Source organism: Candidatus Palibaumannia cicadellinicola (assembly GCF_000754265.1).
Lineage (GTDB): Bacteria > Pseudomonadota > Gammaproteobacteria > Enterobacterales > Enterobacteriaceae > Baumannia > Baumannia cicadellinicola_B.
The window spans coordinates 588,239-610,451 of the sequence record NZ_CP008985.1; the positions used below are offsets into that span (position 1 = coordinate 588,239).

Sequence of the window (22,213 nt, forward strand, 5' to 3'; positions counted from 1 at the left end):
TCATTAATCTAAAAAACATAACATTAATTAAAAAAATTTAGCATATAAATACTGAATTATTTAGATAATATCTTATATAGAAATTTTATGAGGAATTTTATTAATTATGCGTAATAGCTATCCAATATCTATAGATGTACTATTTAATAATATTAATAATTCTAATCCTACTTCTTTAGAGAAACTCCAGCTACGTGCAGTTGAGTTATTAATTCTTAACCGTAAGGTTATTGAACTACTACCAGTAACATTACGTCCATGGTGTCGTGTTGCTAATTTACGTAATAATATCATAGTATTAGAAACTGCTAATGCTAGTTGGATGATGCGATTACGATATGAACAAACTCAATTAGTATATACTATACGAGCAAAAATTTTACCTTCATTATCTTCGATAGATATCAAAATTAAACCATCACTAGCTATAATAGGAAAACTTCCTATAAAACATAACAATAGTAGTTTGCTACCTAGTAACAAAATACTAAAACAAAAACCACGTATTTTAAGTTTACAAAGCGCTAAATTGATTCGCCATGTTGCAGCACATAGCGAAGGTAAATTACAGTCTCTACTAGAGCGATTAGCAAAACTTGCTAGAGATAGTACTGACTTAACATATCATAGTAGTAACAATTGTTTTTAACTAATTATTGGAACTAACCAGAATCTAATTTATTTTATTCTAAAAGATGGTGCTTTAAATGACGGTGGTAGTTCCTCTTCATCTTTAAAAGTCACGAGTTCCCAAGTTTCTTGACCTGCTAATACTGTTTGTAACAATTGATGATTCATCGTATGGCCAGATTTAAAAGCTGTGAATGCACCAATAATATTATATCCACACATAAATAAATCACCTATAACATCTAATGTGTTATGGCGAACGAATTCATCTGCAAAAGGTAAACCATTCTCATTTAGTACTCGATTATCATCCACTACAATTGCGCAATCTAAACTCCCACCAAGAGCTAGTCTATGACAGGACTGTAGATATTCAATATCACGCATAAAACCAAAAGTACGCGCACGACTTATTTTACCTATAAAAGATTCAGAGGAAAAATCAAGAAAATAACTTTGATAGTTCATATCAAATGCTGGATGCTTAAAGTCTATAGTTAAATCAAGGGTAAAACCATTAAATGGTGTGATAACAGCCCATTTTTCGCCTTTTTCAATACGTACAGTTTTTTTTAGCCGTAACAATTTCTTAGCACTATTTAACTCTTTAATACCAGCGTTCATTAAAAGATAGATAAATGGGCTAGCACTACCATCCATAATAAAAATTTCAGGTGCATTCACTTCAATGATAATATTATCTATGCCTAAACCAGCTAATGCTGCATTTAAGTGCTCTACTGTATAAATACGTACATTATCTTTATTTGCTACACAAGTACAGAGCATAGTATCACGTACTGAATGAGCATTTACGGTAAAATCTACAGGAGGGTTTAAATCAGTACGACGATAGATGATTCCAGCATTTACTGGAGCAGTATATAATGTTAATGTGACTTTTTTACCCGTATGTAATCCTATACCAGTAGCTTGTACAATACATTTTAATGTCCGCTGTTTGATCATCTAGTTATCTCGTGATGTTTTCTTATATAGCTAACCTGATTGATCCATTCAGTAAATTTAATCCGCTTGTTTACGCAAAAAAGCTGGAATATCTAGGTAATCTGGTTCTTTATTATTCTGTAAGTTTTGTTCATTGACGACTTTGGCTGTAATTTTCTGTTCTTGATACATTGGAGATATGCTATGTGAATTATTACAATAACGATGATCAATCAATGTTTGGTTATTTTGTTTATTAGTCACTAAGGTTATTTCTTGACGCGTATCGATACCGATACCAGTTGCTACAACAGTAACACGTAATTCATCATTCATATTTGGATCTAGTGAAGTACCAATTACTACAGTAGCATTATCAGAAGAGAAGGCACGAATAGTATTACCAACTGTTTCAAATTCATCTAGACGTAAATCAAAACCTGCAGTTATATTTACTAGTACACCACGAGCACCAGATAAATCAATATCTTCTAATAGGGGACTTGAAATAGCTATTTCCGCTGCTTCTTCCGCACGAGCTTCTCCAGAAGCAACGCCAGATCCCATCATAGCATAGCCCATTTCTGACATAACGGTACGGACGTCAGCGAAATCTACATTCATTAATCCTGGGCGAGTAATGAGCTCCGCAATACCCTGTACTGCACCTTTAAGTACGCTATTAGCAGCACTAAAAGCATCTAATAATGAAATTCCACGTCCCAATACTTTCAGCAACTTGTCGTTAGGAATAGTGATAAGAGAATCTACATGCTTGGATAGTTCAGCGATACCTTGTTCAGCGAATGCCATACGTTTCTTACCTTCAAAATTAAAAGGTTTTGTTACGACAGCTACAGTAAGAATACCTATTTCTTTAGCTATTTCTGCGACAACAGGTGCTGCTCCAGTGCCAGTACCACCACCCATACCAGCAGCAAGAAATACCATATCTGCGCCTTCTAAAACATCACGCAATACTTCTCTATCTTCCTCCGCAGAGTTTCGGCCAACTTCAGGATTAGCACCAGCACCTAAACCCTTAGTAATACTACTACCGATTTGTATCGTCTGGCCGACAGCTGTTTTACGTAATGCTTGGGCATCAGTATTAACGGCAAAAAATTCTACACCTTCGATACGTTCACGCACCATATGCTCAACAGCATTACCACCACCACCACCAACGCCGATAACTTTTATCACCGCATCATTGGTTAATTCCATTGGTTCAAACATCATTTTTCTCCATTAGTCTAGTTTAGTCTGGTAAACAACTAAAATTCTTTCCTTAGCCAGCAGCTAAGACGCTTAAGCCAGGTACTAACTAAAGTTTGTTTTGTGGTTTCAAGCTCACTAGTCAGATGATACTCTTTACCATAATGTAGTAACCCAACAGCTGTCGCATAGTCAGGTTCCTGAGAATAGTCTATTAGGCCCGTGATATTCAGTGGCTGTCCGATACGTACCTGGGTGTGGAAAACTTGTTGTGCACAGGCGGCTAAACCATCAATTTTAGCGGCGCCACCAGTTAACACAATACCAGCTGCTAGATGGTACTTCACTCCTTGCTGGCTAAGTTGTTCTTGTAATTGTAAAATGTCGTCTTTAACTAAATTTAATAATTCAGTATAACGCGGTTCAATAACCTCAGCTAATGTCTGGCGCTGTAGGTTACATGGCGAACGTCCTCCAACGCTTGGTACTTCCAAGTTTTCATCTTTACTTACAACTGTACCTAACGCGCAACCGTAACGAATTTTAATATTTTCTGCGTCTATGGGAGGTGTACCTAAAGCGTAAGCAATATCACTTGTTACTACATTACCAGCATATGGAATAACTTTCGTATGACGTAAAGATCCAGCAGTATAAACGGCTATATCCATAGTTCCACCACCAATATCTACCATACAAACACCTAACTCACGTTCATCATCGGTTAGAACCGCATAACTGGATGCTAGTCCTGCAAAAATTAGTCGGTCTACTCTTAATCGACAGCGTTCAACAACTTTAATAATATTTTTAGCCATATCATTATGACACGTAATAAGATGAACCTTAGCTTGCATTCGTACTCCGGATAATCCTACTGGATTTTTGATTCCTTCTTGGTAATCAATATCATAGTCCTGTGGTATGACATGTAAAATTCTATGTTCATCACGTACCCGTACTGATTTAGCAGTATGTACTACATTTTCGACATCTTCTTGAGTTACTTCTTCCTCAGAAATAGGAACTATGCCTATTTCATTTTGGCAGCTAATATGTTTACCAGATAATGCCAGATAGACAGAAGAAATTTCGCAATCAGCCATTAGCTCAGCTTGATCAATAGCTCGTTGTACGCACTTGACTACTGATTCCAAATCATTAACACCACCTTTGTCCATCCCACGAGAGGGACAACTACCTACACCGATGATGTTGATAATACCATCAGGTAAAATATCCCCGATTAGTGCAGCTACTTTAGCAGTGCCGATATCTAATCCAACTACTAGTTTCCTGTCTATAGCCTTAATCATATTTATTTTGCCTATGCCTGATTCTGTTACTAATTCCTTGGTTTCGAATCTATAAAGATAGGTGCCCAGCCTACAGCAAAGCCTGATTGATATCGTAAATCAACATAGCTAATACGTTTATGATTTTTCCAAGCCTGTTGAAGTAGAATTGGATACATATCAATAAAGCGCTGTAAGCGCTGAATTCTATCCTTCCGGCCTAATGTTAGTTTGATATCGTCCTGTAAAATCAGTTGCCAAGAATAGCGTGCGCTCATACTTACTATTTTTATCTGACAATTAACTAATTTGAGTAATTGATTCATGTTGGTATAGCCCATTAGCACATCTATTTCACTCCCTTGTGGGCCGTAAAGCATAGGTATTGATCCAAGAGTTCTTTGGTCTGTAAGACAGCTAAATTTTTGTCCACTGTTATCTAACATATATAAATCATTCCAGCGTGCTACTGGAACATATTCCACTAAAGATATTTTTAGCTTATCTGGCCACTGTTTTCGTACACTAACTTGCTTAATCCATGGTAGCTTCTGGATCTGTTGGTGAATGACATTCACATTCTGTGTTACAATGGTACCAGGTACTCCTAGCGCCATAATCGACTGACATATATCATTATGAGTTGTATAACAAAGTTTACCTACAATTACTAACTTAGATAAAGGTAAACAATGATTTTTCATCCAAGCTACGAAGATCCAACAGCTCCATAATATGGTACTCAGTACCAAAATTAGGAACATTAAACTCATAAACTTGTGGTACTTTATATTACGCACAAAGGTATACTTACATTAATAGTACAGTTGTTAACTTCCACCTGACACATATGATTATCTTAATTTTAGTCATAAAGTTGATGAGAATTGTTAGGTTGCATTTGACTATCAGCTAGTTTGTCTGCTATTTGTCCTACTGTACCTGCTCCTTGCATTAACACTAAGTCATTATTTTGTAAACATTGTGCTAGAATTATAGGTAATTCATCTATATTATCGATCAAAATTGGGTTAATTTTGCCACAGGAGCGGATAGTAGAACAGAGTGATCTACTATCCGCTCCAACGATTGGATCTTCACCAGCTGGATAAACATCTAGCATTAGTAGAACATCTACGCTCGAGAGTACATGTGCAAAAGATTCATATAAATCCCTCGTACGAGTATAACGATGTGGTTGGAAAACCATTACTAGACGTTTATCAGGCCATCCTACCCGCGCAGCTTTGATAGTTGCGTCAACTTCCGTAGGGTGGTGGCCATAGTCTTCGACTAACATTACTGTTCCATATTTCCCGTTAATATTTTTTAACGCATAACAACCAAGTTCATCGAAGCGACGTTTGATTCCTTGGAATTGAAATAGTGCTTGTAAAATACAATGGTCTTCTATACCTTCTTCGATTGCAACCGCAATCGCAGCTACTGCATTCAAGGCATTATGCCGCCCCGGAGCATTTAGTTCTATCTGAATTGCCGGACTATCGTGCCGATAAAGTGTAAAGCTACTACGAGCACCTTTTTGACAGTAGTTAGTCATATGTAGGTCTGCATGATTGTTAAAACCATAAGTAATAATTTGCCTACTAAGACGTGGTAATAGCTCACGGATAACAGGATCATCTAGACACATGATAGCCCGGCCATAAAATGGTACATTTTGTACAAAATTAATAAATGTTTGCTTTAATTTATCAAAATTTCCCTCATAATTATCCATATGATCAGCTTCAATGTTAGTAACTATACTCATTATAGGATGTAAACATAATAAAGATGAGTCACTTTCATCGGCTTCAGTAATTAAATAACGTCCATAACCTAAACGTGCATGCCTACCTACTGATTTCACTAAACCACCATTAATCACTGTAGGGTCTAAACCAGCTTCGGTGTAAATACTAGCTACCATAGCAGTTGTGGTAGTTTTACCATGTGTTCCAGCAATAGCAATACCATGCCGAAAACGCATTAACTCAGCTAGCATCTCTGCGCGTGTAATAATTGGAATACGCGCTTTTTTAGCTGCTAATATTTCCGGATTATTTGTGCTAATAGCACTAGAGACAACTACAACACTAGCTTTATTAATATTTTCGGGACTATGATGGAATACAATTTTGGCACCTAATTCAATGAGTTGCTGCGTGATCATATTTGGTACTAAATCTGAACCGCTAATTTGATAGCCTTCATTTACTAAAATTTCTGCGATTCCACCCATACCAGCACCACCAATACCAATAAAGTGAATTTGCTTGACGTGTCGCATTTGTGGAACCAAAGTTCGCAGTTTAGCTAATTTTTTTATATTCACATGTTTCCTGAGAAGAATGAGATTATCGAAATATGTATTCAACTCAACCTCTATGTGCTGAGATTAGACTTGCGCTACCGCTATTACCTCATTTGCCACTCTTTCAGTTGAGTCTGTAATAGCGATAGTTCTAGCACGTTGTGCCATAACTAGTAGTGTGGCACGATCTAAATTAGTTATCACGTCTCTCACTATATCTACAGTAAAGTTCTGTTGTTCAATAATTTTAGCAGCACCAACTTGCTCTAGTAGCCGCGCATTCCAGTACTGTTGACGATCTTTATGCATAAAAGGAACAAAAAGTGCCGGTAGACCAACGGTAGCTACTTCACTAACAGTTAGTGCTCCAGAACGACATACTACAAGATCTGCCCAAGCATAAGCAGTAGCTATATCATCTATAAAATTTACTACTTTATATTGATGTTTTATTGCTCCTATTGAAGCATATGCTTTTTGCACCTCTACTAACGCACCTTGCTCAATACCTACTTGATGCCAAAAGGTAAAAATACTAGATAGTTGTGCTGCAACAGCTGGCAATATTTGGTTGAGTATTTTTGCACCTTGGCTACCACCAATTACTAAGATTCTAATAGGACCAGTACGATCACGCAGACGTAAAGATGGTTCCAGTACAGTGATTAATTCTTTACGTACGGGGTTTCCTACTATCTTGGCATAAGGAAACGCGCCAGAAAAAGCTTGTAGTACCTTATCAGCAATTTTCGCTAGCCAGCGGTTAGTAAGTCCTGCAACACTATTTTGTTCATGGACGACTATTGGAATACCACATATCCAGGCAGCTAAACCTCCAGGTCCAGAAACATATCCTCCCATACCTAGCACTACATCTGGTTGCCATACACACATAATGCGTTTTGCCTGCAGTACAGCACTCAACAAAGATACAAGAACTATTATTTTGTTTTTAATATCTTTGCCACGTAGTCCCTGAATACAGAGAGAATATCTTTCTATACCATTTTTAGATACTAAATCAGCGTCTATACCGTTAGTAGTACCTAACCAACAAATTTGCCAACCTTGTGCCATTAGATAATGAGCTACAGCTAAACCTGGAAATACATGTCCTCCGGTACCACCAGCCATAATTATCAAACGCTTTGCCATCATCGAGATGGCTTTATAAAAGCTTGATATTTAGCCATACGACTCTCGAAATCTATTCTAAGTAAGAGCATGATTGCTGTTGACATGATTAAAAAACTAGATCCACCATAACTAATAAGCGGTAATGTTAATCCTTTAATAGGTAGCATACCAGCAGCAGCTCCCAAATTAATTAGAGTCTGAAAACTAAACCAAATACCAATAGAACAGGCTAAAAAACCAGAAAAACGCTGATTGATTTCTAGTGCATAACGCCCAATCAAAATAGCGCGTAAAGCAATACTAAACACCATAGATAAAGTGAACAAAACACCAATAAAACCTAGTTCTTCACCAATAATGGCGAAGATAAAATCTGTATGTGCTTCAGGTAAGTACTCTAATTTTTGTACGGAATTGCCTAACCCTTGACCCCAGTATGCCCCTCGTCCAAACGCCATCAAAGATTGAGTTAGTTGATAACCGCTACCAAAAGGATCTTGCCACGGATTCCAAAAAGATATTACTCGCCGCATACGGTAAGGTTCAGTAATAATTAAAAGTACTACAGCGAAGATAACTGAGCAGATAATAGAAAAAAATTGCCAAATTTTAGCACCAGCAAGAAATAACATCGCTAGTGTGGTAACAAATAAAATGACCACGGTTCCTAAATCTGGCTGTGCTAACAAAAGAACTGCTAGTACAACCATCACCCCCATAGGTTTACAAAATCCCCATAAATTATTACGCACTTCATCTACTTTACGTACGAGATAACTAGATAAGTAACAAAATAGAACTAGCTTTGATAATTCTGACGGCTGGATACGCAATGGACCAAAACTAAGCCAACGCGATGCTCCATTGACTACGCTTCCGATAATTAATACTACTAACAGCATTACGATAGTCATAAGTAACATCACTGTACTGTAACGCTGCCAAAATTTTATTGGTACCCGTAACGTACATAGAGATAACGCAAAAGCAAGAATTAAATAACAAGCTTCACGTTTGAAAAAGTAAAATGGATCATGAAAAATACGCGCGCCAATAGGCATTGACGCTGAGGTTACCATTATAAATCCTATACAAGTTAGCCCGAGAGTAAGCCATAATAAAATACGATCATAAAGTACTACATTTATTTTTAATTTAGGCTCCTGTATACCGATGATCTGGTCCTTAAAAAATATAAGCCACTTTATACTGGTAAATAGTATTTGCATGAACTAACCTTAAGGACTAATTTTCTAAAAGCTTTACCGCGCGCTTTAAAGTTATCAAATTGATCTAAGCTAGAGCAAGCTGGTGATAATAGTACAACATCTCCTGCTCTTACTTTATTTCCGATAATATACATAGCTTGAGCTAGCGTTTGAGTAATAGTCGCTATATTTGGGCGTAAATCAGCGAGTTGCTTTCTATCTTGTCCAAAACAGTACAGTTGTATATGGCTACCTTGTACTAATGATCGTAAGGGTGAAAAGTTTGCTAACTTACCATCACCACCAAGTAGCAGATGTAAAGTTCCCTCTAACTTTAATGCATTGATTGCTGCTTTTGTACTACCTACATTAGTTGCTTTTGAATCATTAATCCAACGTATGCCATTACTTTCTAAAACAAGCTCAAAACGATGCGCAAGCCCAGAAAAATTACGTAATGCTATTAAACAGGCTTTACGGGGAATAGCAACTGTATCAGCTAGTGCTAGTGCTGCTAGCGCATTAATTTCATTATGATGGCCAACAATTCTCATGTCATCGCAATTGAGTAATAGTTCTTCTTGCTTCATCAACCACCTTTTACCATTGTTATAACCAAGGTGATAAGCGCCAGTCATAGCACCAAAGCTAATTAAAAATTTTTTTGCTATATTAGTATAGTTTATCGGTAAAGTTAGTGGATCTTCAGCATTAACCACATAAACGGTAGCCTGCTGATAAATTTTTAACTTAGCAGCACGGTATTGCTGTAATCCCAAAGGATAACGATTCATATGATCTTCGCTGATATTTAAAATAGTTGCGACCGCTACCTTTAAATTTTTGGTTATTTCCAACTGAAAGCTTGAGAGCTCGAGAATATATAGTTGATAATATTGTTGTAATAATAATAAAGCAGGCTTACCTATGTTACCACCGACTCCTACTTGCCAACCAGCACAAGTAGCCATTTGACTTACAAGTTGAGTAACAGTACTTTTACCATTAGATCCGGTTATAGCTATAACTGGTGAGGTAACCTCACGCAAGAATAATTCAATATCTCCAATGATTTCCACTCCATTTTTGGCCGCCGCTTCTAGTGCGGGATGCGATAAAGCTACACCGGGGCTAATAACAATTAGCGTAGCTTCCAACAGCCATTCTTCTTTAAAATCACCTAGCCAATATTCTACATCAGTAGGTAACTCATTGAGTTTAGGAGGACAAAAATTAGTATCGATTACTCGTGGCCTAGCGCCACGAGCGCAGAAAAAATCAACACAAGAGATGCCTGTGATTCCTAATCCTATAACAACAATATTTTGCTCCTGATAATTGATCATTTTGATTTACATTTACCGCACCTTTAGCGTAGCTAGTCCAATTAAGACCAACATGAGTGAAATAATCCAAAAACGTACAATTACACGTGGTTCAGGACACCCTTTGAGTTCATAATGATGATGGATTGGTGCCATACGAAAAAGTCGCTTTCGGCGTAATTTAAACAAACTCACTTGTAAAATAACTGATAGTGTTTCGACTACAAAGACACCACCCATAATCAGTAATAAAAACTCCTGTCGCAAAAGTACAGCAATAGTACCAAGTGCACCTCCTAAAGCTAGTGCACCAACATCTCCCATAAAAACTTGCGCTGGATAAGTGTTAAACCATAAAAAACCTAAACCAGCGCCAACAATAGCAGTACAAACTACAACTAACTCACCAGCAAAACTAATATAGGGAATATGTAGGTAAATAGAAAAATTAATATTGCCGGTTGCCCAAGCTACTAATGCGAGTCCAGCTGCAACTAATACCGCCGGCATAATCGCTAAGCCATCCAGGCCGTCGGTAAGATTTACTGCATTACTAGCACCAACAATAGCAAAGTAAGTTAATAGTACATACCATAATCCTAATTGCGGTATTATGTCCTTAAAAAAAGGTACTACAAGTTGGGTAGCTGTAGTATTGTTACCGAAAGTGAACATAGTGCAGGCTACTGCAAGAGCAATCACTGATTGCCAAAAATATTTCCAACGTGCCATTAAGCCTTTGCTATTATTATGTATTACCTTTCTATAATCATCTATTAAACCAATAATACCATAACCTATTAAGACAAAAAGGACACACCAGACATAAGGATTAGATAAAGAAGTCCAGATTAGCACCGAGATAATAATGGATAGTAATATCATTAACCCGCCCATAGTAGGTGTACCACATTTGATTGAGTGCGAATCAGGTCCATTATTACGTACTACCTGACGAATTTGCAGCTTCTCTAACCAAGCTATTAAAGATTTACCTATTAATAAAGAGATACATAAGGCAGTTAATAAACTAACGATAGCGCGGAACGTTAAATAAGAAAAAAGATTCAAGATTGAATAAAATCCAACAAAATAATTAGCAACAAACACTAACATTTTTTTTCTCCTGTAATACCTGTACCACATGCTCCATGGCAGCATTACGTGATCCTTTCACGAGAACGGTAATTACTTTATGCTCAGATAATAACTGAGTAATACGATTAGTTAGTGTTGATTTATCTTGAAAATGTTCTCCTTGTTTACTTACATCGCCGATTAGATGACTGAGGCGCCCAACGCTTAAAACTTTATCAATACCTGCTATAGCGATTATTTTGCCAACTTCTTTGTGGCATTGTATTTCTTGATCACCTAGTTCAGCCATATCCCCAACTGCCATAACACGATAGCCTGGCATTTCAGCCAAAACCTCCGTGGCAGCAATCATGGAACTAACATTAGCATTATAACTATCATCAAGTAATAGCATATTATTACCTAGCTTGATAGGAAATAATCGTCCTGGTATCGGATTAATCTGAGCTAAGCCTATAGCAACGGCTGAAAGTGTCGCACCAACTGATAGCGATAATGCACTAGCAGCCAAAGCATTAGCTATATTATGTCGTCCTAATAGCGGTAATCTCACCCGGCAATTACCTAGCGGACTATGTAAAGTAAAGTACATACATAGTTGATCACTGATTACTTCGCTGGCAAAAAAGTCAACATTATCAAATTTATCTAGTGCAAAACGCCATATCTGTTTATAACAGCTTAAGTCTAACCCTTGTTGCCAATGCGACCAGTCATTGCTATCAGCGTTAATAATCACTATGCCTTTATCTAACAGTCCAGTAAAAATTTCTCCTTTTGCCTGAGAAACACCAGCGATGGAACCAAAACCAGCTAAATGAGCTGCAGAAATATTATTTACTAACGCTGTTTCTGGACGTACTAAGCCGGTAGTCCAGGCAATTTCTCCGATATGATTAGCGCCTAGTTCAATTACTGCAAAATCATACTTAGGTGTTAGACGTAGCAAAGTCAGTGCAACACCGATATCATTATTAAAATTTCCCTGTGTAGCTAGAACCTTACCACATTGACGTAAGATAGAAGCTGTCATCTCTTTGACCGATGTCTTACCAGACGAACCAGTTAGCGCTACTATACGTGCTGGCACCTGCTGACGAACCCAAGCACCTAATTTCCCTAAAGCTAAGCGAGTATCCTTTACTATTAGTTGCGGAATTTGCAGTGGTAACTGATAACTTACTAATATTGCACAAGCACCGGCTAATACCGCATTTTGAGCAAGATGATGAGCATCAAATCGCTCGCCCTGAAGTGCAATAAACATACAATGCTCACCAACAGCACGAGAATCAGTAGTTACCTCTTGAATAGTCGTATTTAAGCCTACTATTTGAGCATTCAGTACTGGCGCGATGTCGTGTAATAGAAAAGAAATCATTCTAAAATATCAAGTCCTAGTATCTGTGCCACAGTAGTACGATCAGAATAATTAAACGACTTACCACTAATTATCTGGTAATTCTCATGCCCTTTGCCAGCTACTAGCACTAAATCGTTTAAATGAGCATGCATTATCGCGCTAGTTATAGCATCAAAGCGACATGGTATTGCTTGAGCATAGTTCACATTAAGCAATCCCCCCTGAATTGCTGCTATAATATCCTGTGAATCTTCATTACGAGGATTATCATTAGTGATAATAACGTAATCAGCGTATTGTTCAGCAATAGCGCCCATAAGTGGTCGCTTATCTTTATCACGATTACCACCGCAGCCAAAAACACACCATAGTTTCCCGTTGCAATGTAGCTTAGCTGCTAGTAGTGCTTTTTTGAGTGCCTCTGGAGTATGTGCATAATCAACTACTACTATCGGCCATTGATCTGATGAAAAGACTTCCATACGGCCGCATACAGACTGTAGTCTCCCTGCTGTTTCTAATAGAGATGGTAGGGAATACCCCAACGTAAGTAATGTAGCAAACGAAAGTAGTATATTACTCACATTAAATTCGCCTACTAGCTTACTGTGAATCATCCCATTGCCCCAGCAAGAATCGAACCCAATATCCACACCTAAATCATGATAACGCACAGTATGAGCACACAACCAATCACCTTTCCAGTTATGCGGAAGTGAACTAGTTATAGTAACTGCCACGGCTTGTGGTAATTGCGCTAACCAACGCTGACCTACACTATCATCAGCATTAATAATTTTATGACATACTTTTAACTCGCTAAATAATTGCCATTTAGCTCTTTCGTACTGCGTCATATGTTTGTGATAATCTAGGTGATCATGACTCAAGTTCGAAAAAACCGCTGCAGCGAAGTATAGATCTCGAACTCGGTATTGCACTAAACCATGGGAAGAGACTTCTATTGCGCTAAAAGTTGCTCCCTGTTCATAAAAAAGTCTTAATAAACGCTGAATCTCAACAGCTGAATCGGTAGTATTATTACTCAAACTAATTTTTTTAAATAAACCATTACCTATGGTACCTATAACCGCACTTGTCTCACCTAGCAGGTATACCCAATTTGCTAGGAGATGGCTAATAGTTGTTTTACCATTAGTACCTGTGATACCAACTAAACATAGAGCACGCGATGGTTGCTGATAAAAACGTCCTGCTAGTGCAGATAAAATTTGCTTGAGTTGGTATAAATAAACAATGGGTACACCATGTAGTTTATGTATATTACCATGCTTAGATTTCTCTTCTGCTTCCGCTACTACTGCAGCTACCCCTTGTGCAATAGCTAGAGGAATATAGCAACGTCCATCAGTTTGGTGTCCTTTAACAGCAATAAATAAATCACCAGCTTTCGCGGTAATGCTATGCATACTAATTCCACTCAATCGACGTTCAAATGGAAATGGAATAGTATGAACCCATGGCATAAGTAGCTCACGTAAATTCATGTTAACCACATGATGTATCTTTACAATTATTGAATTGATATATTTTATTATCGATAGGCTGCAAAGCATCTGGTTCGATATTCATCGTACGTAAAACTCCACCCATAATTGAACCAAAAACTGGTGCAGAAACTGCGCCGCCATAGTATTGACCACCTTGTGGATCGTTAACAACGACAACTAGTGCAAAACGAGGATTACTTGCAGGTGCAACTCCTGCAGTATAAGCTATATATTTATTAATATATTTTCTATCTGGTCCAACTTTTTTGGCAGTTCCAGTCTTAATAGCAATACGATAGCCTTTGATAGCTGCTTTGAAACCTCCACCACCAGGTAGTGCAACACTTTCCATCATATGTACCACTGTACGTACTAGCGATTCTGGAAATATTCTTTCGCCTATAACTGGCATATCGACCCTTATGATAGATAGTGGACGTAAGATTCCCATACTACCGATAGTAGCGTAAACCCTTGCTAATTGTAGTGGCGTAACCATCAATCCATAACCATAAGAAAATGCAGCTTTTTCAATTTCAGATAAAATTTTTTTATTAGGATATAAACCACTACTTTCTCCTACGAGTCCCACATGAGTTGCTTTACCTAAACCAAAAAGAGAATAAGTATCCACAATGGCGGCAGATGGCATAGCTAACGCGAGTTTAGAAATACCAATATTACTAGATTTCTGTAAGATTTCTGTAATGCTTAATTCATTGTAGTGGACTACGTCTTTGATTTGATGACCATGTATCATATAGGGTAGAGTTTTGAGCACACTATTTTCGGTTACTATTCCACGCTGTAGTGCTGTCATAACAACCATTGGTTTTACCGTTGAACCAGGTTCGAACAGATCAGTAATAGCACGATTACGCATTAGGTCCATTGTGGTAGTTGTCAGGTTATTTGGGTTATAAGATGGACTATTAGCAATCGCAAGAACTTCACCAGTATGAATATCTACTAATACTGCAGTGCCTGATATAGCTTTATTACAAATAACAGCACTGTTTAGTTCACGATATACCAATGCTTGTAATTTTTCGTCGATACTAAGTGCAAGGTTATGTGCAGCTTGGCTATCAATTGATGATATATCTTCTATGACCCTACCAAATCTATCTTGACGTACTATACGTTCTCCTGGTTGACCAGTAAGCCATCGGTCAAAGCTTTTCTCGATACCTTCTATCCCTTGGCTATCGATATTAGTAATACCAATTAAATGCGCAGTTACTTGTCCAGAAGGATAATAACGACGTGACTCTTGGCTGAGATAAATACCAGGTAGTTTTAACTGATTGATATAGTTACTAATAGTAGGATTAACTTGACGTGCTAAATAGACAAAACGAATTTTAGAATCAACATTTATACGTGAATTTAGCTGATTTAGTGGTATAGATAACACATCAGAAAGTGCCTTCCAACGGATTTCAGTAGTTATACCACCATGATTTTTAATTTCTTTTGGATCTGCCCAAATAGCGTTTACTGGTACACTGACTGCAAGAGGACGCCCGAGTCGATCACTTATCATCCCACGGACCGTAGGTACTTGTTGAATACGCAGTGATCGCATATCTCCTTCATGCACTAATTGTTCTTTATTAATAATTTGTAAAAAAATTAATCGTAATAGCACCCCTAGTATAGCTACTACCATCCCACTACACAGTAAGGTAAAACGCCAGCTTACAAAGCTAGTTTTTATCTCTTGACGATTTCGTATCATAATATATGTACTTAATTTATTAATTAAGATTTGACAACAATATTTTCGTGTAAAAAATCTACATGCTGCATATGTAATATTTCTCTAGCAATAGACTCTACACGACTATGGTCTCCTAATACGTTTTCCTCAAGAATTAAATTACGCCATTCGATATCTAGAGCATTTTTTTCTAATACTAGTTTTTCACGCTCAGCAGTTAATCTACGAGTATGATGTGTAATGGTAACTACCATAATCGCTGATACTAGCACTGCTATTAGCAAAATTACTGATAACTTTTCATTACGTAACAAATCACTACCAATAATGTGAATCAAATGGTATCGTTCATTACTAATCATGTCTATAACTTCTCGGCAAAGCGAAGTACAGCACTACGTGCGCGTGGATTTGCTCTGATTTCGAGCACCGATGGCTGTATTTTACCTAATGATTTTAACTTTAACTGGCAATAATTTTGATGCTGCTCTGCGATTTGTTTTTCCGTTAGTGAGATACCTGCTGGTATCTGTGGCGCTTGGCTATATTGGCGAATAAAATTTTTTACCAATCTATCCTCAAGAGAATGAAAGCTTATCACGACTAACTTTCCTCCTATTGCTAGTACGCAAAGCGCACCGTTTAATGCTAATTTAATCTCATTAAGTTCGTTATTAATATATATCCTAATCGCCTGGAAGCTACGAGTAGCTGGATGTTTATGCTTATGACCAAATGGATGAATTTTAGCTATTAGCTTCGCAAGTTCAATAGTACTAGTTATCTGTCGCTTATGATTTTGTTTGAATATAGCCTGAGCAATACGGTTTGCGAACCGTTCTTCACCAAATGTTGCCAACACCCAAGCAATATCTTGTACCGAGGCTTGGGCTAACCACTCGGTCGCAGATTGCCCGCAGGTAGTATCCATACGCATATCTAATGGTCCATCGCGCATAAATGAAAAACCGCGTTCTGGATCTTCTAATTGAGGTGAAGAAACACCAAGATCTAGCAATATTCCGTCTACACGCCCTAACAAACCTAGTTCTATCATATATTCGGTAATTGTAGAAAAATTTCTGTGTACAATCGTAAAACGTGAATCCTCAAGAGCTAAACCCGTAGCTATAGCTACGGGATCACGATCGAGAGCTAGCAGTCGTCCTTGTTTACCTAACTGAGATAAAATTAGATGTGAATGACCTCCTAGGCCGAAAGTACCGTCTATATATACTCCGTCCGCTTTAATGTTAAGAACGTTTACTACTTCGTTTAGTAATACAGGAATATGCTTATATTTCATACTAGATAACGCGTTGTACAATAATTATTGTCGTGCAAGGCGTCCATTTATTGGTAAAAAATGTGTATTACTACGCCAGGGATTTATATCTAATCCTCCCCTACGAGTATATCGTGCATATACTGATAATGTATCAGGTTGGCAAAATTGCATTATATCGGAGAATATTTGCTCTACACACTGTTCATGAAACATATTATGCTGACGAAAAGATATTAAGTATCGTATCAATGCTTCACGATTAATGCGTGTTCCATAATAGCTAATTTGCACTGAACCCCAATCAGGCTGATTGGTAATCAAACAATTTGATTTCAATAGATTACTAACAAGAGTTTCATTTACTTTTTGTCCTACTGCAGCATTAGTAAGCCAGTTATTATTAAAAGTACCGTGGTATTCAATATGTATCTGCTGATTATCGATACACTCACCCTCGAAGTTTAACACTGGCACCTGAGTCCATTCTCTAAGTGAGCATATTTTTACCAGAACATGACTATTTACGCATTTACTTAAATCGATCACTAACGTTTTTTGCAACTCATAGTGAGATAGAAAGCACGTTTGATTAAGGCTATTCAAATAAAGCTTAAGACTTTTAGATTCAATTAAATTATCGCTAGTTGCATCAAAAGCTATTTGACCAATGGCTACCTGTGGCAAACCATGGTTATTCAGCCATGAAAGTTCGTATAATGTCCAGAGATCTGCTCCATGAAACGGCAATGATACAGCAGCTGATAAACCTAGTAATTTACGATGAAGAGTACGCGGTATTACCTGAAGTAATGTGGGATCATAGTAGATACTATACGACGTTGGTTTTCCCAGTGTCAACGCTTGTAGTGATTTATATTGTTGATTATTAAGTATATCTTTACTCATATAAATTTTGTAATAGATTTTCAATAGACAAATAATATATCACTGTGGGTGATGAATTACCCGAGGTAATGAGTCGTCAGCACGTAACGTCATAATTTCACAACCATCTTTTATTACTACCACAGTATGCTCATATTGAGCAGAAAGACTATTATCTTGAGTTTTCACTGTCCAACCATCTTTCATGGTGCGGATACGGTAATTACCAGCATTAACCATTGGTTCTATCGTAAACGCCATACCTGACTGTAGTATGACTCCACAATCATCAGCGTCATAATGTAATACCTGTGGTTCTTCATGAAAGCCTTTGCCAATACCATGCCCGCAATACTCACGCACAACCGAGAAATGTTCAGCCTCTACGAACTGTTGAATAGCTTTGCCAATATTTCGTAAACGAATGCCAGGACGTACCATACGAATAGCTAAGTATAAGCTTTCTTTGGTAACTCTACATAAACGTTCACCAAGAATAGTAGGCTGACCTACAATAAACATTGCTGATGTGTCTCCATGAAAACCATCTTTAATGACTGTCACATCAATATTGATAATATCTCCATTTTTTAGTATTGTCTCATAGCTCGGAATACCATGGCAAACAACTTCATTAACGGAAATACATACTGATTTAGGAAAACCATGATAGCCAAGAGAGGCGGAAATAGCTTGTTGTTTCTCCGTAATGTACTTATAACATAAGATATCAAGTTCTCCGGTACTAATACCAGGTTTGATATATGGTTTGATTACTTCTAACACTTCAGCAGCTAGCTGACCTGCGATACGCATTTTGGTAATATCGTTAAATGTTTTAATAAAAATAGACATGAATAGATCAGTAGTTAGCGCAAAAAAAATTTCTAAGTATAATATACGTGATAGTACCAGCTAAACTTGGTACTGCCAAATCATCATTTACTTTCTCAGAGTCCAAACATTTAGTGGAGTCCGCACTTTATTTATGGTATAAAGCGCGCTTATTGAAGCAATAGGAGCAAAAAAATTTTTAACGGCTAGTTTACTGCTAACTTTGAAGTTAATTATCTTATTTTGAATAAGATAGTATCTTATTACAACAATAGGGTATTTTTATCCTAAAAGCTAGAGTTAGTCGTATGGGATACGTCAGAAGAAAGTATAGTATACCCAAAAACTAAATATATAGAGGTTTTATATGGCAACTGTTTTCATGCATGACATGTTCCAAGCCGGTGTCCACTTTGGTCATCAAACTCGCTACTGGAACCCGAAAATGAAACCGTTTATCTTCGGTGCTCGTAATAAGATTCACATCATAAACTTAGAACAAACTGTACCAATGTTTAATTCAGCTCTAGCTGAACTTAATAAAATTGCCTCACGTAAAGGTAAAATATTATTTGTCGGAACTAAGCGTGCCGCAAGCGAAGCAGTAAAAGAGTCAGCTAATAGCTGCGATCAGTTTTTTGTCAACCATCGTTGGTTAGGTGGCATGTTAACTAACTGGAAAACTGTTCGTCAGTCTATTAAGCGCTTAAAAGAACTAGAAACTCAGTCTGAAGACGGAACTTTAGAGAAGCTCACTAAGAAAGAAGCAATGATGCGTACTCGTAAATTAGAAAAGCTAGAAAAAAGCCTAGGTGGAATTAAGGATATGGGTGGTTTACCAGATGCATTGTTTGTTATTGATGCTCAACATGAACATATTGCTATCAAAGAAGCTAATAATCTAGGTATTCCAGTTTTCGCTGTAGTTGATACGAACGCAGATCCTAATGGTATAGACTTTCTTATTCCGGGTAATGACGACGCTATCCGTGCTATCAATCTATATTTAACTGCTGTAGCAACCTCTATACGCGAAGGTCGTTATCGAGATCCAATGTCAGGAGAAAGTGATCAAGCTTTTCTGCAGTAAGATTCTTTATTTCTCTTCCTAAACCCAAAAACAAAGAGATTAACATCATGGCTGATGTAACCACTGCTTTGGTAAAAGAACTACGTTATCGTACTCATGCTGGACTAATGAAGTGTAAAAAAGCTTTAGTTGAAGCTCATGGAGATATTGAGCTTGCGATCGATAACCTACGTAAATCAGGGCAGGCTACAGCCGCAAAAAAATCAGGTAGCGTAGCTGCTCAAGGCTTAATCGTAATCAAAATTGCTAACAATAGCAAATACGGGGTCATAATCGAACTAAACTGTGAAACTGACTTTGTTGCTCAGGATAAAGCTTTCACTAATTTTGGAAATGAAGTCGTAACAGCTACATTAGATCAAAAAATAATCAAATTAGATGTGTTAAAAGCAAAATTCGAAGAACAGCGCATTGCTCTAGTAAACCAAATGGGTGAAAACATCAACATCCGCCGTATAGGTTTTCTAGAAGGTGATGTATTAGTTTCATATCTACATTACGCTCGTATTGGTGTCATAGTATCTGCTACTAATGCAGAGCCAAATTTAATTAAACAGATTGCTATGCATATCGCAGCAATAAAACCTGAATATGTTAATGCAAATGATATTCCCAGCGATATTATTTCCCGTGAGTATCAAATACAGCTAAATATTGCTATGCAATCTCATAAGTCATATGAAGTTACACAAAAAATAATAGAAGGTCGTATGCGTCAGTTCACTAGAGATATATCTCTAACTGACCAAAATTTTATAATAGATCCCATAAAAACTGTTGGACAGCTGCTAGAAGAGCATAAAGCAAAAATTAACAATTTTATTCGCTTTGAAGTTGGCGAAGGCATCAAAAAAGCGAACATTAACTTCGCTAAGGAAGTATCTGCATTATGCAAATAATTCTACATTGATAAGTTTACCAATGAGTGACTTCGAGACTACTAAAGGAACCTATGATCCATGGATAACAAACCTATCTATCAACGTATCTTGCTAAAATTGAGCGGTGAAGCTTTGCAGGGCATAGAAAGTTTTGGGATCAACACTAGCGCTTTAGCTCGTATAGCTAAGGAAGTTAAAGAATTAGTAAACTTTAGAATTCAGGTTGGTATAGTTATAGGAGGCGGAAACCTATTTCGAGGTGCTGTGCTAACACAGGCAGGTATAAACCGCGTAGTATGCGATCATATGGGAATGTTAGCTACCATAATGAATGGTCTAGCAATACGTAACGCTCTACAACGTACTGACGTCAACACAAGTATTATGTCAGCAATTCCGCTTAATGGAATCTGCGAAAACTATAACCAGGAAAAAGCTATTAATCTACTAGATAATAATAGCGTAGTAATATTCGTAGCTGGAACGGGCAATCCTTTTTTTACTACTGATTCTGCTGCTTGCTTACGTGGCTTAGAAATTAATGCAAATATAGTACTAAAAGCGACTAAAGTAGATGGTGTTTTTTCTGCAGATCCTACAATTCATCCCAATGCTATCTTTTATGATCAATTAAGTTATCATGAAGTACTTAAGCAGGAGCTAAAAATTATGGATTTAGCTGCTTTTACATTAGCACGTGATCATAATATGCCCATTTGTGTTTTTAATATAAACAGGCCTGACGCGCTATTACGAGTTGTTATGGGTAAGAAAGAAGGCACGATGATTACTCATCAGTCGTCAACTGACTCTAGTCAGCCGAGATAATAAAATATAAAAGGTGCACAACGTGATTAATCAAATCCAACAAAATGCTGAGGTACGTATGGCGAAATGCGTTGAAGCATTCAAAAACCATATTAGCAAGTTCCGTACTGGCCGTGCTTCTCCAAGCCTACTAGATAGTATTCAAGTCGAGTATTATGGCTCCATCCAACCTTTGCGTCAGTTAGCTAATATTGTAGCGGAAGATTCGCGCACCCTAGCGATTACGTTGTTTGATTTATCAATGATTACGTCGGTAGAAAAAGCTATCATAGCCTCAGATTTAAATCTGAATCCTTACTTAGCTGGAACAGTTATCCGCGTTCCATTACCAATACTAACTGAAGAACGACGTAGGGATATAATTAAAATAGTTCGCTGTGAAGCCGAACAAGGCAAAGTTTCCGTACGTAATGTGCGACGTGATGCTAACGAGAAGGTCAAGATGCTACTCAAAAGTAAAGCCATAGGTCTAGATGAAGATCGTAGATATCAAGAAGAGATTCAAAAGCTAACCGAAGTTTGGATTAGGAAACTAGATCGCGTACTAGCAGAAAAAGAAAAAGAACTCATAGATTTTTAATTCGCAGACAGTATAAAAACGCCGTAGTGGCCCCTTTTAGTCGCTACGGCGTTT

20 protein-coding genes and 1 pseudogene are annotated in these 22,213 nt (G+C 37.4%); 5 read left to right on the top strand and 16 right to left on the bottom strand.

Annotated elements, in window-relative coordinates:
- Positions 1–106: 106 nt before the first annotated feature.
- Entirely contained in the window at positions 107–649 is a 543-nt protein-coding gene (locus tag IM45_RS02840) for a DUF721 domain-containing protein (protein ID WP_038499027.1), read from the top strand.
- A gap of 29 nt (positions 650–678) precedes the next feature.
- Here the strand turns inward: IM45_RS02840 and lpxC are convergent, their stop codons facing one another.
- From lpxC to map, 16 genes and pseudogenes are all read right to left on the bottom strand, one after another.
- Positions 679–1,599 carry a UDP-3-O-acyl-N-acetylglucosamine deacetylase gene (gene lpxC / locus IM45_RS02845; RefSeq protein WP_038499031.1) on the bottom strand — a complete coding sequence of 307 codons (921 nt, stop codon included), beginning with the start codon at positions 1,597–1,599 and terminating at the stop codon, positions 679–681.
- A 57-nt stretch (positions 1,600–1,656) separates the two neighbouring features.
- Entirely contained in the window at positions 1,657–2,817 is a 1,161-nt protein-coding gene (ftsZ, locus tag IM45_RS02850) for a cell division protein FtsZ (protein WP_038499034.1), read from the bottom strand.
- A 38-nt stretch (positions 2,818–2,855) separates the two neighbouring features.
- Positions 2,856–4,112, bottom strand: a complete 1,257-nt coding sequence (gene ftsA, locus IM45_RS02855) for a cell division protein FtsA (RefSeq protein ID WP_038499037.1) — start codon at positions 4,110–4,112, stop codon at positions 2,856–2,858.
- A gap of 29 nt (positions 4,113–4,141) precedes the next feature.
- Positions 4,142–4,864, bottom strand: coding sequence for a cell division protein FtsQ/DivIB (locus IM45_RS02860; protein WP_038499040.1), 723 nt, complete (start codon positions 4,862–4,864; stop codon positions 4,142–4,144).
- Between the two features lie 92 nt (positions 4,865–4,956).
- Positions 4,957–6,429 carry a UDP-N-acetylmuramate--L-alanine ligase gene (gene murC, locus IM45_RS02865; protein WP_038499043.1) on the bottom strand — a complete coding sequence of 491 codons (1,473 nt, stop codon included), beginning with the start codon at positions 6,427–6,429 and terminating at the stop codon, positions 4,957–4,959.
- A 63-nt stretch (positions 6,430–6,492) separates the two neighbouring features.
- Complete coding sequence (murG, locus tag IM45_RS02870; RefSeq protein ID WP_038499046.1) at positions 6,493–7,566, bottom strand: undecaprenyldiphospho-muramoylpentapeptide beta-N-acetylglucosaminyltransferase; 1,074 nt, start codon at positions 7,564–7,566, stop codon at positions 6,493–6,495.
- A pseudogene (gene ftsW, locus IM45_RS02875) lies at positions 7,563–8,687 on the bottom strand (cell division protein FtsW); the annotation flags it as partial. The gene murG and the pseudogene ftsW, both read right to left, overlap by 4 nt.
- A gap of 62 nt (positions 8,688–8,749) precedes the next feature.
- Positions 8,750–10,099, bottom strand: coding sequence for a UDP-N-acetylmuramoyl-L-alanine--D-glutamate ligase (gene murD / locus IM45_RS02880; RefSeq protein ID WP_038499052.1), 1,350 nt, complete (start codon positions 10,097–10,099; stop codon positions 8,750–8,752).
- A 12-nt stretch (positions 10,100–10,111) separates the two neighbouring features.
- Complete coding sequence (gene mraY, locus IM45_RS02885; protein WP_038499055.1) at positions 10,112–11,194, bottom strand: phospho-N-acetylmuramoyl-pentapeptide-transferase; 1,083 nt, start codon at positions 11,192–11,194, stop codon at positions 10,112–10,114.
- The gene (gene murF, locus IM45_RS02890) at positions 11,175–12,557 is read right to left on the bottom strand and encodes a UDP-N-acetylmuramoyl-tripeptide--D-alanyl-D-alanine ligase (protein ID WP_038499058.1); all 1,383 of its coding nucleotides are present in this window, start codon (positions 12,555–12,557) and stop codon (positions 11,175–11,177) included. The genes mraY and murF overlap by 20 nt, the downstream gene beginning before the upstream one ends.
- Positions 12,554–14,056, bottom strand: a complete 1,503-nt coding sequence (gene murE, locus IM45_RS02895; RefSeq protein ID WP_038499061.1) for a UDP-N-acetylmuramoyl-L-alanyl-D-glutamate--2,6-diaminopimelate ligase — start codon at positions 14,054–14,056, stop codon at positions 12,554–12,556. Before murE ends, murF begins: the two co-directional genes overlap by 4 nt.
- Complete coding sequence (ftsI, locus tag IM45_RS02900) at positions 14,049–15,791, bottom strand: peptidoglycan glycosyltransferase FtsI (RefSeq protein ID WP_038499064.1); 1,743 nt, start codon at positions 15,789–15,791, stop codon at positions 14,049–14,051. The genes murE and ftsI overlap by 8 nt, the downstream gene beginning before the upstream one ends.
- A gap of 23 nt (positions 15,792–15,814) precedes the next feature.
- Positions 15,815–16,135, bottom strand: coding sequence for a cell division protein FtsL (gene ftsL / locus IM45_RS02905; RefSeq protein WP_038499067.1), 321 nt, complete (start codon positions 16,133–16,135; stop codon positions 15,815–15,817).
- 2 nt (positions 16,136–16,137) lie between these two features.
- Positions 16,138–17,079, bottom strand: coding sequence for a 16S rRNA (cytosine(1402)-N(4))-methyltransferase RsmH (rsmH, locus tag IM45_RS02910; protein ID WP_038499070.1), 942 nt, complete (start codon positions 17,077–17,079; stop codon positions 16,138–16,140).
- Between the two features lie 24 nt (positions 17,080–17,103).
- Positions 17,104–17,955: an NADPH-dependent 7-cyano-7-deazaguanine reductase QueF gene (gene queF / locus IM45_RS02915; RefSeq protein ID WP_038499632.1), complete on the bottom strand. Its 852-nt coding sequence runs from the start codon at positions 17,953–17,955 to the stop codon at positions 17,104–17,106.
- Positions 17,956–18,006: 51 nt separating this feature from the next.
- The gene (gene map, locus IM45_RS02920; protein ID WP_038499073.1) at positions 18,007–18,801 is read right to left on the bottom strand and encodes a type I methionyl aminopeptidase; all 795 of its coding nucleotides are present in this window, start codon (positions 18,799–18,801) and stop codon (positions 18,007–18,009) included.
- A 346-nt stretch (positions 18,802–19,147) separates the two neighbouring features.
- Here map and rpsB point away from each other — a divergent pair, with 346 nt between their 5' ends.
- Genes rpsB through frr form a run of 4 tightly spaced genes read left to right on the top strand, consistent with a single transcriptional unit; the run spans position 19,148 to position 22,159 of the window.
- Positions 19,148–19,870 (top strand): 30S ribosomal protein S2, encoded by a 723-nt coding sequence (rpsB, locus tag IM45_RS02925; RefSeq protein ID WP_038499077.1) that lies wholly within the window; start codon positions 19,148–19,150, stop codon positions 19,868–19,870.
- 47 nt (positions 19,871–19,917) lie between these two features.
- A complete protein-coding gene (tsf, locus tag IM45_RS02930) occupies positions 19,918–20,769 on the top strand; it encodes a translation elongation factor Ts (protein WP_038499080.1) in 852 nt (283 codons plus the stop codon).
- Between the two features lie 60 nt (positions 20,770–20,829).
- Positions 20,830–21,579: a UMP kinase gene (gene pyrH / locus IM45_RS02935; protein ID WP_038499083.1), complete on the top strand. Its 750-nt coding sequence runs from the start codon at positions 20,830–20,832 to the stop codon at positions 21,577–21,579.
- Positions 21,580–21,601: 22 nt separating this feature from the next.
- Positions 21,602–22,159: a ribosome recycling factor gene (gene frr, locus IM45_RS02940; protein ID WP_038499086.1), complete on the top strand. Its 558-nt coding sequence runs from the start codon at positions 21,602–21,604 to the stop codon at positions 22,157–22,159.
- Positions 22,160–22,213 lie beyond the last annotated feature (54 nt).